This window comes from Microlunatus endophyticus (assembly GCF_014646195.1).
Taxonomy (GTDB): domain Bacteria; phylum Actinomycetota; class Actinomycetes; order Propionibacteriales; family Propionibacteriaceae; genus Microlunatus; species Microlunatus endophyticus.
Genome location: NZ_BMMZ01000004.1, coordinates 218,724 through 234,466 on the forward strand (window position 1 = coordinate 218,724; position 15,743 = coordinate 234,466).

Below are 15,743 nucleotides of genomic sequence, written 5' to 3' on the forward strand. Positions count from 1 at the left end.
CTACGACACGTCGGTGAGCAGCTTGCCCCTGGCCTCGCGGCGACGGTGTTGTTCGACCGGGTCCGGTACCGGAACCGCGGCGATCAGCTGGCGGGTGTATTCCTCCTGCGGATCGCTCAGCACCTGCTGCCGCGGGCCGACCTCGACCAGCCGGCCGCTCTGCATCACGGCCACCCGGTCGGCGAGCGAGTCGACGACGGCCAGATCGTGGCTGATGAACAGGCAGGCGAACTGCAGTTCCTGCTGGAGTTCGGCGAAGAGCTCGAGCACCCGCGCCTGTACCGAGACGTCCAGAGCGGAGGTCGGCTCATCGGCGACCAGCAGCTCCGGGTCGAGCGCCAGCGCGCGGGCCAGACTGACGCGCTGCCGCTGGCCGCCGGAGAGCTCGTGCGGATAGCGATTGGCGTACGCCCCCGGGAGCTGGACGCGATCGAGCAGCGACCGGACCTTGTTCCGCTGTTCGGCCACCGACCCGACCTGCTGCACGTACAGCGGCTCGGCGATGCAGTCGGCCACGGTCAGGTGCGGGTTGAGCGAGGCGGCCGGATCCTGGAAGACGAACCCGAACCTGCCGCGGTGGCTGCGAAGCTGGGCCTCGCTGAGTTCGGAGATCTCCGAACCGCCGACCATCACCGAGCCGGAGGTCGGCTTCTGCAGCCCGACCACGGTCCGGCCGACGGTCGACTTGCCGGATCCCGACTCGCCGACCAGGCCCAGCACCTCGCCGCGCCGGATCTCGAAACCGACCCGGTCGACGGCACGGAACGGCGGTTGCCCGATGCGCCCGGGGAACTCGACGACCAGATCATCGACGATCAACGTGATCGGTTTGTCGGCCTCGGCCTTCGCGTCCGCTGCAGGTCGCTCGTTGCCTGCGCCCAGCCTCGGTACGGCGCCGAGCAGCCGCCGGGTGTACGGGTGCTGCGGGTCGGCGAACAGTCTCTCGACCGGCGCCTCTTCGACGACCTCCCCGCGATACATCACCACGACCCGATCGGCGATGTCGGCGACCACGCCCATGTTGTGGGTGATCAACACGATCGCTGTTCCGAGCCGATCGCGCAGCGACAGCAGCAATTCCAGGATCGCGGCCTGCACGGTGACGTCGAGCGCTGTCGTCGGCTCGTCGGCGATGATCACATCCGGTTCGCAGGCGATCGCCATCGCGATCACGACGCGCTGCTTCTGACCGCCGGACAGCTGGTGCGGATAGGAGTCGACCCGCCGCTGAGGCTCGGGGATGCCGACCAGGTCGAGCAGTTCGATGGCCCTCGCCCGCGCCTCCTTGCGGCTGATCTTGCGGTGCGCGCGGATGCCCTCACTAATCTGCCAGCCGATCGTATACACCGGATTGAGCGCGGTCGACGGCTCCTGGAAGATCATCGAGATCTGGTCACCGCGGATCGGCCGGAGCGCCCGCGAGCCGAGGCCGAGGAGTTCGCGGTCGCGCAGCTTGGCCGAGCCAGTGGTGTGCGCGGTCGAGGGCAGCAGCCCGAGCACCGACCGGGTGCTGACTGACTTGCCGGATCCGGATTCGCCGACCACCGCGACCACCTCGCCCGGGTCTGCGGCGAAGCTGACGCCGTTGACGGCGTGCACGACGCCGGCATCGGTGTCGAAGCGTACGGTCAGATCCTGCAGGCTGAGGGTGGCAACCAGCTTGGGATCCCGGTCGTCGACGACAACGGCTTCGTGGACCTCGTCGGAGCCGACGGCTGCCTCGAATTCGGCGGCCACCTCCTGCTCGTCGGCCGAGCCGCCGCCGGCGCGGGTGCGCAGCAGCGGGTTGAGTACGTCGTTGAGGCTCTCGCCGACCAGGGTCACGCCGAGCACCATCAGGACGATCGCCACGCCCGGGAAGATGCCGGTCCACCAGATCCCGTTGGTCGCATCCGACAGCGCCCGGTTGAGGTCGTAGCCCCATTCGGCGGCCGCCGACGGCTCGATGCCCAGGCCGAGGAATCCCAACCCGGCAAGGGTCAGGATCGCTTCGGACGCGTTCAGGGTGGCGATCACGGGCAGGGTGCCGGCGACGTTGGACAGGATGTGTTTGAACAGGATCCGTGGGGTCCCGGCGCCGACCACCCGGGCGGCATCGACGTACGGCTCGACCTTGACCGAGACGGTCGCGTTGCGGACGACCCGGAAGTACTGCGGGATGAAGACCACGGTGATCGAGATCGCAGCTGCCAGAATTCCCGTGACGAAGCCGCTCTGGCCGCCGCCGATGATGATCGAGACCACGATCGCCAGCAGCAGCGACGGGAAGCTGTAGAGAGCGTCCATGATCAACACCAGCACCCGGTCGAGCGGTCCGCCGAGATAGCCGGAGACCAGTCCGATCGGGACGCCGATCACGATCGAGATGATCACGGCGACGACGATCACGATCACCGCCGTCCGGGCGCCGTAGACGACGCGGGACAGCACGTCCTGGCCTCCGACAGTGGTGCCGAACCAGTGCGCACCTGACGGGTGGATCTGGGTTCCGAAGACGACATTGCCGATCCGGTCGGCGTTGAAACCGTATGGGGCGACGACGGGGGCGAGGATCGCCAGCAGGATGAAGAAGGCGACGATCCCGAAGCCGGTGAACAGCATCACGCGCTGCAGGCCGCGGGTCATCCGAATGGTGCTCAACATGATCAGCTTCCTCCTCGGCTCAGAACCGGACCCGCGGGTCGACCAGAGCGACGATGAAGTCGATCAGCACCGACACGACTCCGATGATCAGGGCGAAAACGGTGACGATTCCCTGTACGGCAATGAAATCGCGTTTGAGCAGATACTGTCCGAGCGTGTAGCCGAGACCCTGCCACTCGAAGGTCGTCTCGGTCAGCAGCGCGCCGCCCATCAGCATGGCGATCTGCATGCCCATCACCGTGACCACCGGCACCAGGGCGTTGCGGAAGGCGTGCCGGCCCAGGACCCGGCGTTCGGAGATGCCCCGGGCACGGGCAGCCATCACATAGTCCATCCGCAGGGTCTGCAGCAGATTGACCCGCACCAGCCGCAGGAACACGCCACCGGTCAGCAGTCCGAGGGCGACGGCCGGCAGCACGGCATGCTGCAGCACGTCGAGGATCATCTTCGGATCGCCCCACAGGATGGCGTCGATCAACATGATGTGGGTCTCGGGCCGGACATTCTGCAGGGTCAGCTCGGTCGCCGTACTGGCCCGGCCGGCCACCGGCCAGCCCAGCGGGGCGAAGGCGAGTTTGAGCAGCAGTCCGACGAAGAACACCGGCGCCGCGTACACCAGGATCGCGAACAGGCGCAGGGCGACATCGGGAAAACGATCACGGTAGCGGGCGGCGATCCGGCCCAGTGGGATGCCGACCAGGAACGCGACGACCAACGCGTACACGGAGAGCTCGAGGGTGGCCGCACCGTTCACGACCAGGATGTTGGAGATCGCCCGATGGTCGGTCAGTGTGGTGCCGAAGTCGCCGTGCAGGATGTTCCACAGGTACTGGCCGTATTGCACGATCAGGGGCTTGTCCAGCCCGGCGGCCGCCTTCGCCTGGGCGATCTTGGCCGGACTCATCCGGCCACCCAGGGCAGCGCTGATCGGATCGCCGATCACCCGCATCAGCAGGAAGACCAGTGTCAGCAGGATCCACAGCATCGGGATCACCAGTCCGATGCGCACCAGCATGTAGCGCAGCAGCGGAGGCATTCCCCGGCGGGTCCGGGGTGCCGTGGTCGCGGGCGGTTCGGGCGGGACGAACAGTTCGGTTGTTGCCATGGGAAGCCTCCTCGGGCAGCAGACGGCGGGCCGGCCTCAGGGGCAGGCCCGCCGCGTGCCGGATATGGCGCTGGAGCAGGTCGTCAGCTCAACGTGCTTGTGATCAAGAGTGACATCACTGCCGGCATCACTTGGACAGCGAGCTGAAGCGGAAGCGGAAACTCGGGTCGAGGGTGTTGTCGACGCCCTTGACGTCGCTGGTGGAGACAGCGACCTGCGAGCCGGTCAGCAGCGGGATGATCGGCAGCTGCTCTGCGACGAGCTTCTGTGCCGCAACCAGGGTCTGCTTGCGCGAGTCCGCATTGGTGTCGGAGATCTCCGAGCCGAGCAGCTTGGTCATCTGCGGATCCGAGTAGTGGTTGAGGATGAAGTTGTCCTTGGAGAAGAACGGAGTCAGGTAGTTGTCAGGATCCGGGAAGTCCGGGAACCAGCCCAGCTGGTAGACGGGATAGTCGTCCTGGGTCCGGTCCTTGCTGTAGGTGGTCCACTCCGCCGACTGCAGGTTGACCTTGAACAATCCGGTCGCTTCGAGCTGGCGCTTGACCTCGTTGTACTCGTCGGCCGAGCTGGAGCCGTAGTGGTCCGGGTTGTACCAGAGGTTGAGCGAGACCGGAGTGGTCACGCCCGCGGATTTGAGGAAGCTGGTGGCCTTGGCCTTGTCGGGCTTGCTGCCGTACAGATCCTTGAAGGGCTCGCTCGCCGCCAACTGTCCCTGGGGGATGGCCGAGTAGGCGGGGGTGTAGGTGCCCTTGTAGACCTGGGTCGAGATGGCCTGCCGGTCGAGTGAGGACGCGACGGCCTTGCGGATCGCGAGCTTCTGCGCATCGTTCTTGCCGGGCATGGTCTTGAGGTTGAAGACCAGGTAGCGCAGCTCCCCGCCGGGACCGGTGTGCACCGTGATTCCCTTGGTCTGCTTGAGATTGGCGATATCGGTCGGCGTCAGGGAGCGGTAGGCGACGCTGATGTTCTTGTTCTGGATGTCGAGCTTCAGGTTGTTCGCGTCGGTGTAGTACTTCATGGTCACGGTGTCGGTCTTGGCGGGACCGAAGGCACCCTTGTAGTCCGGGTTTTTCTTGAACTCGGCCAACACGTTCTTCTGGTAGCTGGAGATCGTGTACGGCCCGGAGAACGCCTTGGCCTTCACCACCTGATCATCCGGCATCACCTTGTCGGCAGGGAAGACCTTCTGGTCGACGATCGGGCCGGCCGAGGTGGCCAGCACCTGCGGGAAGGTCTGGTCGTTGCCGGCCTTGAGGGTGAAGACGACCTTGTCGCCGACGGCCTTGACCGACTTCATGTTGCCCAGCAGCGCCCACGGGCCGTTGGGATCGTTGATCTTGACGACACGCTGGAACGAGAAGGCCGCACTCTCCGCATTGAGTGGATCGCCGTTGGCGAATTTGAGGCCTGGCTTCATCGTGCAGGTGTATTCGGTCGGCTTGGTGAAGTCGCAGCTCTTGGCCGCATCCGGCTGCGGGCTGGTCTTGCCCTCGGGGAAGTTCAGCAGGTACTGGAAGACCTGGGTCTGGACGGTGGTCGAACCGTTGTCGTACGCACCGGCCGGGTCGATCGAGACCACCTTGTCGGTGGTGCCCACGATCAGGCCCGCGGAGTCCGAATCGCTACCGGAACTCTTGCCGGGATTCCCGGCGCCGCAGCCGGCGACGGCAACGGTCAGCGCTGTCAGCGCAGCGACGCTAGTGGCTGCTGCTCGCATGCGGTTCAATGCTTGCTCCTGGTTCTCGGCGGCGGCGACGATCACGCCGACAAGGCCGACTGGTGCTCCGCTGCCGGGGCGCCGTCTGTTGCCGGCCCGGCGTGGCGGAACATGTCCGGATGTTGGACGGGACCTTAACACCCGAGTAGCCATGGCTCGATTCGACGCTGTGCCCGCAACGGACCGTTGGCGCCAACCGTCGGTTGACACGGGTTGCGATGTCGGTTGCGGTGCCGGTCAGCAGTCACACGCGGGCATCCAGGAAAGGGCGGGAGAGACCACATTCGTCTCCTAACGCTCATCGATATTGACGATGATTACAAATGAGCCTGACGTCTGTAACCTGGTTAACATGCTATGGAGGTTAGGGTGGTGACTGTCGGTGCAGCTGCGGATGAGGAGTTGCTGCTGGCGCTGTTGAACACGACCCGGATGGTCGGCGGAGCACCGACTGACCGGCTCGCTGAGCCGGATGGAGCTGCTGCCTGGCTGCGGGAACAACAGTGGGACGGGCTGCCACAGGACATCGAGTTGTTGCGGTCGACACGCGATACGCTCCAATCATTAGTACGTGGCGGGTTCGGTGCGGGTTCAGGTATGAGCGGCCTCGCCCCGGCGGTCAAGGGCGTCAGCTACCGGGCCCGACTGGCCGACGACGGCATCGACTGGGAGCTCGTGACTCCGCCCGCGAACGCATTGGTCGCTCGGGCCGTCCTGGCCTGGAGCGAGCTCCAGCAGAGCGCCCCCGGTCGGTTGCGGGCTTGCCAGAACACTGCCGAGTGCACCCGGTTCCTGATCGACCACTCCAAGAGCAACAGCGCCCGCTGGTGCTCGATGGCCGCGTGCGGCAACCGGATGAAGGCCCGGCGCCACTACCAACGCCAGAAGAGCGCCCTGTCCAATGATCTGACAACCGCCGGAACGACACCGCAGTGAGGAATGATCAGGTTCAGGAGCTTGGGTCCGAGCGCACGGCGCTGACCGGCGCAGCCGGAGGCAGCTGGCGAGTCGCGGCCCAGACCGCTGCAGCGCTGGCGGCGGCGATGGGGGTCGGCAGGTTCGTCTTCACTCCCATCCTGCCCTTGATGGAGACGCAGTCCGGCTTGACCAGGCAGGGTGCGAGCCTGTTGGCGACCGGCAACTATCTCGGCTATCTGCTCGGCGGCATACTCGGCATCCTCGTGTCGGGCCTCGGTCGCGCCCGGCGCGCGCTGCGAACCAGCGGGCTTGTCCTGATCGCCAGCCTGGTCGTGATGCCGTTGACCCATGACGTCGCCACGTGGGTCGTCATCCGCGGACTGGCTGGAGTCGCCAGCGCGGTGATGTTCATGGTGGCCGGTCACACCATCCTCACCCGGCTCGCTAGTTCAACGCCGCGCAGTGTCGGCTGGGCGTACGGAGGTGTCGGAGCGGGCATCGCTGCATCCGGAATCCTGATCGCGGTCGTCGGCGCCGTGGGAGACTGGCGGGCTGCCTGGTGGTCGGCGTCCGTCCTGACAGCAGTGCTGGTGGCAGTGGGATGGCCGATCGGCGAATCAGGCAACCGGCCGGGCTCGAGGACAGCCGTCGCTGCCACCCGCCGTGGGCATCGGGCCCGGTTCGCACTGCTGGCGGGCTCGTACTTCCTTGAGGGCACCGGTTACATCATCGCCGGGACGTTCCTGGTCGCCGCGGTGAGCGCGACCGGGCCGCGCTGGCTCGGGAGCAGCGTCTGGATCATCGTCGGGCTCGCGGTCGTCCCGTCGAGCGCGCTGTGGACCTGGTTGAGTACCCGGGCATCGCGACCCAGTCTGATCGCGGGTGCGCTGGTCCTGCAGGCGATCGGCATGGGACTGCCAGCGCTGTCGGCCGGCCCGTGGGTGGCTGTTGTCGCTGCCGCACTCTTCGGTGTGACTTTCGTCGGCATCACGACGCTGTCGCTTGCCACCGGCCGGCACCTCGGCATTCCCGGGGCCATCGCCATTCTCACTGCCGGGTACGGCATCGGCCAGGTCATCGGACCGCTGGTCGTAACGCCCTTGCTCGGCAACGGATACCGTCCGGCGCTGCTCGTCGGATCTGCCATCGTGCTCGCGGGAGCAGTCGCCGCCCTGTTTCTGCGCGTCGGTTTCCCGCACTACGATCAGCCGCATCACGGTGCTCGCCTTGTCCGAAATCCGCTAGTCCATCGCTTGAGAACTGTCGGACCCGACGACCAGACTGGTGATCATGACTGAGACAGTGGCTGGGACACCGGCCGAGTTGATCACCGTGCGTGGCAGTCTGGAGACGCCGGTAGGTGTGGTCACCGTGCTGGCCGACGACGAGGGCATCCGGAGCATCGGCTGGCGCTATCGGCCTGCGGCCGCACCCGCTCCCGATAGCTCGCCGGCGGCAGCGCATGTCGCCGCGGCAATCAGCCAATTGGGTGAGTACTTCGACGGAAAGCGTACGGATTTCGATCTGCCGATCCGGCTGGACGGGCTGGGCAGTTCGAGCCTGGTGGTGCTGACCGCACTCAAGGACACCGTCGGCTACGGCGAGAAGGTCACCTACGGAGAACTCTCCGCACGCAGCGGCTCCAGTGTCCCTGCGCGCGCGATCGGGTCGATCATGGGCAGCAATCCGGTGCCGCTGGCGATTCCGTGCCATCGGGTGGTCGCCGCGGACGGCCTGGGCGGCTACTCCGGCGGCGGGCCCGGGCAGGGTCGCCAGACCAAGCTCTGGTTGCTCGAACACGAAGGTGCCCTGCCGCCGGCCTTGATCTGAGTCCCAGCGCGCAGTTCCGACTGATCCGGCGACCCTGTGCACAAGTCGCCGGCATTGTCGGCGTCGGTGTTTAGGCTGGGGCCACGTGTCCGGATACCGGTGGCAGGCGGGGAGTGGATGATCGATCTTTCGGATGACGCGATCGGCAATCTGGTCGGCTGGAATGCGCTCTTCCGTGGTCTGGAGTATCACGAGACCGGTCGGGTGCAGAGCGTCCGATGGTCCCAGGGCCAGACCGTGCTGGACGGCGTCGTCATCGGGACCCTGCCCAAGCCGTACCGGGTCAACATCCTCTTCTCCGGTGGCGATCCGACCCGTCCGGTGGTCGGGGTGTGTTCGTGCGCGGTGCATCTGAATTGCAAGCATGTCGCCGCGACCCTGATCAGTGCGCGACAGCCGAACCTGGTCGCCGAGGACGCACCGGCTTCCTGGGAGCGGATGCTGGATCCGTTGGTCCAGCGGCACGGTCAGGAGAACCAGCTGGCGCTGCAGCTGGAATTCCGGCCGCGCGAGCACGAGACCTTACGCGGGCGCCCGCTGGGCATCGGTCGCAGCGGGCGTTGGGTCCGCGGCGATACTGGCTGGCACCTGTTCAGCCCCGCCGTGCCGTCCTACGAATACGACCAGACCCAGCATCAGGTGCTGTCGGCGATCCGCGCGCTCGGCCGTGACCAGTGGGCCAATCAGCACGGTTGGAAACGGCTCGACGACGTCTCCAGTACGGCGCTGTGGGCGTTGTTGCGCGACGCCACACAGGCGGGGATCACGATACTGGGCGACGGCGCCGACGATCCGGTGATCCTGGACGACGAGCCGGCGCGGGTGCATCTCGAGGCCCATCGCGACGACCAGGAGTTGATCTTCGTGCCGACCCTCACGGTCGGCGACCGGGAGATCGATCTCAGTACGGTCGTGGTGGTCGGTGTGCCGCAACAACTGGTCGTACGCCGCGATGACCAGTCCACGCTGCGGATCGGCATGCTGGAGCACGCCCTGACACCCGCGATGTCACGGTTGATCATGATCGGCCAGCGGGTCGTGGTGCCGGTCGCCGACGAGCAGCGGTTCCTGAACGACTACTTCCCGCAGTTGCGCTCCAACATCAGCGTTCGTTCCCGTGACCACAGCTTCAACCCGCCGGCTCCGCGGGTTCCGCAGCTGGCGCTGGAATTGCGGCCGAAGTCCGATCATCAGATGGAGTTGCGCTGGGACTGGTGGTATCGCAATTCCGACGACGATCCGGGCCAGCGGCATTCGCTGCTGGTCGGCCCAGGGGAGGGCGATCGTGATCTTGTCGCGGAGCAGCAGATCCTGAACCGGCTGGATCTCAAGCGGTTTGACGTGCTGCTGGACAAAACGGTGTCGCGATCCTTGCTCCCACGCAATCTGCTGCGGACCGATGGCATGATCATCTTCATGACCGAGGTACTGCCGCGGCTGGAGGGCGAACCAGGGCTGGTGATCATCTACGACGGCGAGCTGCCGGAGTATCGGGAGGCCCAGCGGCCGCCGTTGATCAAGGTCCGCAACGACGACATCCGCGGCGAGCGGGACTGGTTCGAGTTGTCGGTGACCATCGAGGTCGATGGCGAGAAGGTGCAGTTCACCGAGTTGTTCAAGGCGCTGGCCAAGGGCACCGGGATGATGATCCTGCCCAGCGGTAAATACTTCCGGCTCGACAAGCCGGAATTCAAACAGCTGCAGGAGTTGATCGAGGAAGCCAAGGCGATCGGCGAGCCGACGGCCGACGGGGTCCGGATCAGCCGTTACCAGGTCGACTGGTGGGACGATCTGGAACGGCTCGGAGTCGACTTCGAGCAGAGCCGCAACTGGCGTCAGATCGTCGCGGGACTGGGCGTCGGGGCCGAGCTGGACCGGATCCCGATCCCCGACGGTTTCACCGCGGAATTGCGCGACTACCAGCGCGACGGTCTGGACTGGCTGGCGTTCCTCCATGATCACGATCTCGGCGGTGTGCTGGCCGACGACATGGGACTGGGCAAGACCCTGCAGACGCTGGCACTGATCTGCCACGCCAAGCAGCAGGCGGGTCCGGACCGGCCCGTACGCTATCTGGTCGTCGCACCGACCAGCGTGATCAGCAACTGGGCTGCCGAGGCGGCACGCTTCGCTCCGGACCTCAAGGTCGCAGTGATCACCGAGACGCAGAAGAAGTCCGGCAAACAACTGCGGGAGCTGGTCGCACAGGCGGATCTGGTGTTGACCTCGTACACGCTGCTCCGGATCGACTTCGAGAGCTACACGAGGGTGCCCTGGTCGGGGCTGATCCTGGACGAGGCACAGTTCGTCAAGAACCACCGGTCCCAGGCCTACACCTGCGTCCGGATGTTGGAGGTGCCGTTCAAGCTCGCGATCACCGGCACTCCGATGGAGAACAACCTGATGGAGCTGTGGTCGATGTTCTCGATCACAGCGCCCGGTCTCTTCAGCGGGCCGACCGATTTCCGTGACGAGTACGCCAAGCCGATCGAGAAGGGCGAGTCGCAGCTGCTGCTGGAACGGCTGCGGCGCCGGATCCGGCCGTTCATGCTGCGGCGGACCAAGGAACAAGTGGCTTCCGAGCTGCCGCCGCGGCAGGAGCAGGTGATCGCGCTTGACCTGCTGCCCAAGCATCGGCGCGTCTACCAGACCCACCTGCACCGCGAACGGCAGAAGATTCTCGGCCTGCTGGATGATCTTGAAGCAAACCGGTTCGAGGTGTTCCGGTCGCTGACGCTGCTCCGCCAGCTCAGTCTGGACGCATCGCTGCACGATGATCAGTACGCCGACGTGCCGAGCACCAAGCTCGAGGCGTTGGGCGATCTGGTGGACGAGATCCTCGCCGAGCAGCACCGGGTGCTGATCTTCAGCCAGTTCACCACCTTCTTGGGCAAGGTCGGCGACTTGCTCTCTGCGCGCGAGGTGCCGTACGCCTACCTCGACGGCCGGACGAAGAACCGCGGCAAGGTGATCGAGGAGTTCAAGTCCGGCGAGGCGCCGGTGTTCCTGATCAGCCTGAAGGCCGGTGGTTTCGGGCTCAACCTCACCGAAGCCGACTACTGCATTCTGCTCGACCCGTGGTGGAATCCCGCGTCCGAGCAGCAGGCCATCGACCGGATCCATCGGATCGGCCAGACCAAGAATGTGATGGTCTACCGGCTGGTTGCCAAGGACACGATCGAGGAGAAGGTGATGGCCCTTAAGGAGGACAAGGCGAAACTCTTCGCCAGCGTGATGAACGGGGGGACGGCGGCCAGCAGCAAGCTCACCGCGGGCGAGATCCGCGAGTTGATCGCCTGACCGTCATCTCCCGAGGGGACCGGTCGCTCGCGGACGGCGTGCGACCGGCGCGCACCGCAGGCGTACGGGCGTTGGTCCGGCGACTGAGCGAGTCACCGCCAGCAGTAGCCAGCGGAGCGGCCTCGAAGCATCGAGGTAGTTCGGTCTGCGGTGCCAGCGGCAGGTATTTCGGGTCGGCGCTCGCGTTGCGGAGGACGCCGTACCTCGGCGGCTCAGTCGATCTATCGACGTAGCGTTGCTGGGAGGCACCGAACTCGAGTCCGTTTTGCACCAGCAACTTTCAGCCGTCAGGCCGCTGACGTCGGCCACCGTCGCACTGGTCACGGAGGCTTTTCATACGGTTCACATCCTGCTGGACCGAACATTCGGAGTCCGGCAACCAAGTTGGTCATAATCGAGACGTGACACAAGACCGCGGTCCGAGCACGTCAGAGCTAGCCGCTCGTACCTCCTGCGATTCACACCAGGCTCCAACCGGGCAGCACACGGTCTCGGAGCAGGCGGCCCGGGCACGCCGCGCGGCCCGCATCCTCGCCCGGGCCAACCGGGGCGCCAAGGACAACGCGCTGCACGAGATGGCGGACGCTGTCGACGACGCAGTACGGCAGATCCTCACGGCCAACGCCGAGGACGTCGCAGCAGCTGAGCAGGGTGGTACCTCTGAGGCGCTGGTCGACCGACTTCGGCTCACCGAGGAACGGGTCGCGGGGATGACCGCGGGCCTGCGTTCCCTGGCGGGCTTGCCGGATCCGGTCGGCGATGTCGTGCGTGGGTGGACCAATCCCAATGGGGTTCAGGTCCGCCAGGTCCGGGTCCCGCTCGGAGTCGTCGGGATCATCTATGAGGCCCGTCCCAACGTGACGGCCGACGCGGCGGGTATCTGCCTCAAGTCCGGAAACGCCGCTCTGCTGCGGGGATCGTCGTCGGCGACCCATTCGAACGCGGCGATCACCGAGGCGCTGCGTCGGGGCCTCACCCAAGCCGGGCTGCCGGCCGACTCGGTCCAACTCGTACGAGGCCCGCGTTCGGTCACCGACGAGCTGATGGCCGCTCGTGGCCAGGTCGATGTTTTGATCCCGCGGGGCGGGGCCGGGCTGATCAGCCATGTGGTCGCCAACAGCCAGGTGCCGGTGATCGAGACCGGTGTCGGCAACTGCCATCTGTACGTCGATGCGGATGCCGACCTCAGCATGGCCATCGACATCCTGCTCAACGCCAAGACGCAGCGCCCGAGTGTCTGCAACGCGGTCGAGACTCTGCTGGTGCACCGCGAGATCGCCGAGGATTTCGTGCCCGAGGCGCTCAAACAGCTCGCGGACGCCGGTGTGACCGTTCACGGCGACGCTCTGGTCGCGATCCACGCGAGCCCGGCAACGCCGGTCGTGCCGGCGACCGACGAGGATTTCGCGACCGAGTACAACTCGCTCGACATCGCGGTCGCCGAGGTCGACTCCCTCGACCAGGCGATCGCCCACATCCGTCGCTACGGGACGGGTCACAGCGAGACGATCATCACCGACTCGCAGCCGGCGGCCCAGCGGTTCGTGGCCGAAATCGACGCGGCTGCGGTCCTGGTGAATGCGTCCAGCCGGTTTGTCGACGGCGGCGAATTCGGATTCGGCGCCGAGATCGGCATCTCGACCCAGAAGCTGCACGCCCGGGGCCCGATGGCCCTGCCGGAGATGACCACCACGAAGTACGTGGTCACCGGTTCGGGCCAGACCAGGGCGTGAGGATAAACTCGCTTTTCATGACGCATGCCCTGCAGCTCGTGGCGCTGGAGACGCACAACCTGCCTGTCCCGGCGATCATCTTCGGACTGATCGCCTTCCTCTGTCTGCTGTCGATGATGGCGATCGTGTTGTCGATCGGTAAAGGTCGCCCGCACAGCTGACATCCGCTGTGAGGCGAGGAAGACCGAGTGACTGAACGAAGTGACTGAACGAACTGCCGGACTGGCACGTACCCGCCGATTTCGATCGGGGCGCCGTTACCGTCTGGGCGTGATGGGTGGCACTTTCGACCCGATCCACCACGGCCACCTGGTGGCCGCCAGCGAGGTGGCCAGCCGGTTTGCTCTGGACGAGGTCGTGTTCGTCCCGACCGGGCGTCCCTGGCAGAAGGAGGACAAAGAGGTCTCCGAGCCCGAGGACCGTTATCTGATGACGGTCATCGCGACGGCCTCGAATCCCCGCTTTACGGTCAGCCGGATCGACATCGACCGTCCCGGCCCGACCTACACGATCGACACCTTGCATGACTTGCGCACCGAACGCGGCGACGATGTCGACTTCTACTTCATCACCGGTGCGGACGCGCTCTCGCAGATCCTCACCTGGCGCGGTGTCGAGGAACTCTTCGACCTGGCCCACTTCGTGGGCGTCACCCGTCCCGGGCACGAGCTCACCGAACCGCCGATCGGTCAGGTGCCGGACGGCCAGCTGACCCTGATGGAGGTGCCAGCCCTGTCGATCTCGTCGACCGCCTGCCGGGTGCGCGTCGCTGCAGGAGAGCCGATCTGGTATCTCGTACCGGACGGCATCGTGCAATACATCGCCAAGCGCGGCCTCTACCAGCATGACGACGATCGTCAACAGTTCGAAGGCCACAGCGGCGCGGGTACGCTTCCGGCAAACCGGCTACCGGATATCGGCAAGTTCTTCGACGATCCGTACCAGTAATCCTGATGACACGAATCCTGATGACGCCAATCCTGACGAAGGGGACATCCTGACTGCCACCGAACGGGCGCTGGAGCTCACACGCGCCGCCGCCGAGGCGGCCGCCGACAAACTCGGCACCAACATCGTTGCGTACGACGTGTCCGAGCAGCTGGCGATCACCGACGTCTTCCTGGTCATCAGTGCGAGCAACGAACGCCAGGTCGCATCGATCGTCGACGGCGTCGAGGAGAAGCTTCGCGAACTGGATGCCAAGCCGGTCCGCCGCGAGGGGGAGCGGGAAGGACGCTGGGTGCTACTGGACTATCTCGATGTCGTCGTGCACGTTCAGCACGTCGAGGAGCGGACGTTCTATGCACTGGAACGGCTCTGGCACGACTGCCCGGAGATCGAGCTCGACATCGACGAGGCCCGATGACCGCCCGCCGGGTGATCGTCTGGCGGCACGGACGTACGTCCTGGAACGCGACCGGTCGCTACCAGGGCCAGGCCGACATCCCGCTCGATGATCTTGGACTGCAACAGGCCTCGGCCGCTGCCCAGGTGATCAAGGAGCTGAAGCCGGTCGCGATCTACAGCAGCGATCTGTCGCGGGCCGCGCAGACGTCGCAGGCGCTCGCTGACCTGACCGGGCTGGAGATCAACTACGACCGGCGGCTGCGGGAGATCAGCGTCGGCAGCTGGGAGGGCCTGACCCACGACGAGGCCGCACAGGTCGATCCCGGACTGGTCGCGGCGGTCGACGCAGGGGAGGACGTACGACGTTCGCTGACCGGTGAGACCAGCGGCGAGGTCGCCCGCCGGGCGGCGGCAGCCTTCGTCGACATCATCCACGCCATCGACGATGATGCGACCGTCGTGATCACCATGCACGGGACTGCCGGCCGCGTCGGCATCGGTCAGTTCCTCGGATTGGACTGGGACCGGCTCGGCAGCCTGCGCAACTGTGCGTGGGTGGTCCTGGAGCGCCATCCTCGTGGTCATTGGTTCATCGGCGCCTACAACGCGCATGCCGAGTTCGTCGTACCGGATGACGACCGGGTCGCCTGACTATCCGAAGATCTTCCGGACCTCCGCTGCCAGTGCGACACCCAGATCACGGTTGTTGTCCGGAGTGAAGTGCACCCCGTCCACGCCGTCGGTGCTGATCACCGAGCCGGCGTCGAAGAAGTGGGAGCGCCGGTGAACGCCGCCAGCGCGCGATAGATCCGCGGCAGTTCCCGTGACCTCTCCTGGGCGCCGGCGAAGATCTCGGTGAACCGGGGATCGGCGAGATCGGCAACCGGAGGCGGGGAGACCAGCAGCTGTGGCGCGGGCACTGAGACCTTCCTCGACGATCTCGAAGTCGCTGCCCAACTCCGTTCGCCAGCACTCCGGTCCAGCGCTCGTCCGGGCCGTAGCGATAGCTCGGTGCGGCACCGGCCACCGGCACCCAGCCCCAAGTCAGCGAATCGCCGAAACACATGATCCTGGTGGTCCCTGCTGGCATCCTGTTCCTCCTCGAACACCGAGTGGTCCTGCCGATTTCGTTTCACCGGGCTCGGCACGC

Annotated in this window: 13 protein-coding genes; 9 read left to right on the forward strand and 4 right to left on the reverse strand. The window is 66.0% G+C overall.

Annotated elements, in window-relative coordinates; all coding sequences use genetic code 11:
- From IEY07_RS10025 to IEY07_RS10035, 3 genes are all read right to left on the reverse strand, one after another.
- Complete coding sequence (locus tag IEY07_RS10025) at nucleotides 1-2,643, reverse strand: ABC transporter ATP-binding protein/permease (RefSeq protein WP_229669917.1); 2,643 nt, start codon at nucleotides 2,641-2,643, stop codon at nucleotides 1-3.
- Nucleotides 2,644-2,662: 19 nt separating this feature from the next.
- Complete coding sequence (locus IEY07_RS10030) at nucleotides 2,663-3,748, reverse strand: ABC transporter permease (protein WP_229669918.1); 1,086 nt, start codon at nucleotides 3,746-3,748, stop codon at nucleotides 2,663-2,665.
- Between the two features lie 127 nt (nucleotides 3,749-3,875).
- Nucleotides 3,876-5,465 carry an ABC transporter substrate-binding protein gene (locus IEY07_RS10035; protein ID WP_188895101.1) on the reverse strand — a complete coding sequence of 530 codons (1,590 nt, stop codon included), beginning with the start codon at nucleotides 5,463-5,465 and terminating at the stop codon, nucleotides 3,876-3,878.
- A gap of 372 nt (nucleotides 5,466-5,837) precedes the next feature.
- On the opposite strand from IEY07_RS10035, the gene IEY07_RS10040 reads away from it, so the two are divergent.
- The 9 genes from IEY07_RS10040 to IEY07_RS10080 all read left to right on the forward strand — a co-directional run bounded on the left by IEY07_RS10040 (nucleotide 5,838) and on the right by IEY07_RS10080 (nucleotide 15,244).
- A complete protein-coding gene (locus IEY07_RS10040) occupies nucleotides 5,838-6,401 on the forward strand; it encodes a CGNR zinc finger domain-containing protein (protein WP_229669919.1) in 564 nt (187 codons plus the stop codon).
- Nucleotides 6,398-7,681: a YbfB/YjiJ family MFS transporter gene (locus tag IEY07_RS10045; RefSeq protein ID WP_229669920.1), complete on the forward strand. Its 1,284-nt coding sequence runs from the start codon at nucleotides 6,398-6,400 to the stop codon at nucleotides 7,679-7,681. Before IEY07_RS10040 ends, IEY07_RS10045 begins: the two co-directional genes overlap by 4 nt.
- On the forward strand, nucleotides 7,674-8,213 hold the full coding sequence (locus tag IEY07_RS10050) for a methylated-DNA--[protein]-cysteine S-methyltransferase (protein ID WP_188895104.1): 540 nt from the start codon (nucleotides 7,674-7,676) through the stop codon (nucleotides 8,211-8,213). The genes IEY07_RS10045 and IEY07_RS10050 overlap by 8 nt, the downstream gene beginning before the upstream one ends.
- Before the next feature lie 117 nt (nucleotides 8,214-8,330).
- Nucleotides 8,331-11,513, forward strand: a complete 3,183-nt coding sequence (locus tag IEY07_RS10055; RefSeq protein WP_188895106.1) for a DEAD/DEAH box helicase — start codon at nucleotides 8,331-8,333, stop codon at nucleotides 11,511-11,513.
- Nucleotides 11,514-11,914: 401 nt separating this feature from the next.
- A complete protein-coding gene (locus IEY07_RS10060) occupies nucleotides 11,915-13,246 on the forward strand; it encodes a glutamate-5-semialdehyde dehydrogenase (RefSeq protein WP_188895107.1) in 1,332 nt (443 codons plus the stop codon).
- A gap of 17 nt (nucleotides 13,247-13,263) precedes the next feature.
- Nucleotides 13,264-13,407 carry a hypothetical protein gene (locus tag IEY07_RS10065; RefSeq protein ID WP_188895109.1) on the forward strand — a complete coding sequence of 48 codons (144 nt, stop codon included), beginning with the start codon at nucleotides 13,264-13,266 and terminating at the stop codon, nucleotides 13,405-13,407.
- Nucleotides 13,408-13,447: 40 nt separating this feature from the next.
- Nucleotides 13,448-14,194 carry a nicotinate-nucleotide adenylyltransferase gene (gene nadD / locus IEY07_RS10070; RefSeq protein ID WP_373288824.1) on the forward strand — a complete coding sequence of 249 codons (747 nt, stop codon included), beginning with the start codon at nucleotides 13,448-13,450 and terminating at the stop codon, nucleotides 14,192-14,194.
- 49 nt (nucleotides 14,195-14,243) lie between these two features.
- Nucleotides 14,244-14,612, forward strand: coding sequence for a ribosome silencing factor (gene rsfS, locus IEY07_RS10075; protein ID WP_188895427.1), 369 nt, complete (start codon nucleotides 14,244-14,246; stop codon nucleotides 14,610-14,612).
- A complete protein-coding gene (locus tag IEY07_RS10080; protein WP_188895111.1) occupies nucleotides 14,609-15,244 on the forward strand; it encodes a histidine phosphatase family protein in 636 nt (211 codons plus the stop codon). Before rsfS ends, IEY07_RS10080 begins: the two co-directional genes overlap by 4 nt.
- A gap of 98 nt (nucleotides 15,245-15,342) precedes the next feature.
- Here IEY07_RS10080 and IEY07_RS24095 read toward each other — a convergent pair whose 3' ends face one another.
- On the reverse strand, nucleotides 15,343-15,513 hold the full coding sequence (locus IEY07_RS24095) for an SGNH/GDSL hydrolase family protein (RefSeq protein ID WP_229669921.1): 171 nt from the start codon (nucleotides 15,511-15,513) through the stop codon (nucleotides 15,343-15,345).
- Nucleotides 15,514-15,743: the final 230 nt, after the last annotated feature.

Excerpts from the sequence above, each read along its gene's own strand:
- IEY07_RS10065 (WP_188895109.1), top strand. The coding sequence starts at position 13,264 with ATGACGCATGCCCTGCAGCTCGTGGCGCTGGAGACGCACAACCTGCCT.
- IEY07_RS10035 (WP_188895101.1), bottom strand. The coding sequence starts at position 5,465 with ATGCGAGCAGCAGCCACTAGCGTCGCTGCGCTGACAGCGCTGACCGTT.
- IEY07_RS10050 (WP_188895104.1), top strand. The coding sequence starts at position 7,674 with ATGACTGAGACAGTGGCTGGGACACCGGCCGAGTTGATCACCGTGCGT.
- IEY07_RS10080 (WP_188895111.1), top strand. The coding sequence starts at position 14,609 with ATGACCGCCCGCCGGGTGATCGTCTGGCGGCACGGACGTACGTCCTGG.
- IEY07_RS10025 (WP_229669917.1), bottom strand. The coding sequence starts at position 2,643 with ATGTTGAGCACCATTCGGATGACCCGCGGCCTGCAGCGCGTGATGCTG.
- IEY07_RS10055 (WP_188895106.1), top strand. The coding sequence starts at position 8,331 with ATGATCGATCTTTCGGATGACGCGATCGGCAATCTGGTCGGCTGGAAT.
- IEY07_RS10030 (WP_229669918.1), bottom strand. The coding sequence starts at position 3,748 with ATGGCAACAACCGAACTGTTCGTCCCGCCCGAACCGCCCGCGACCACG.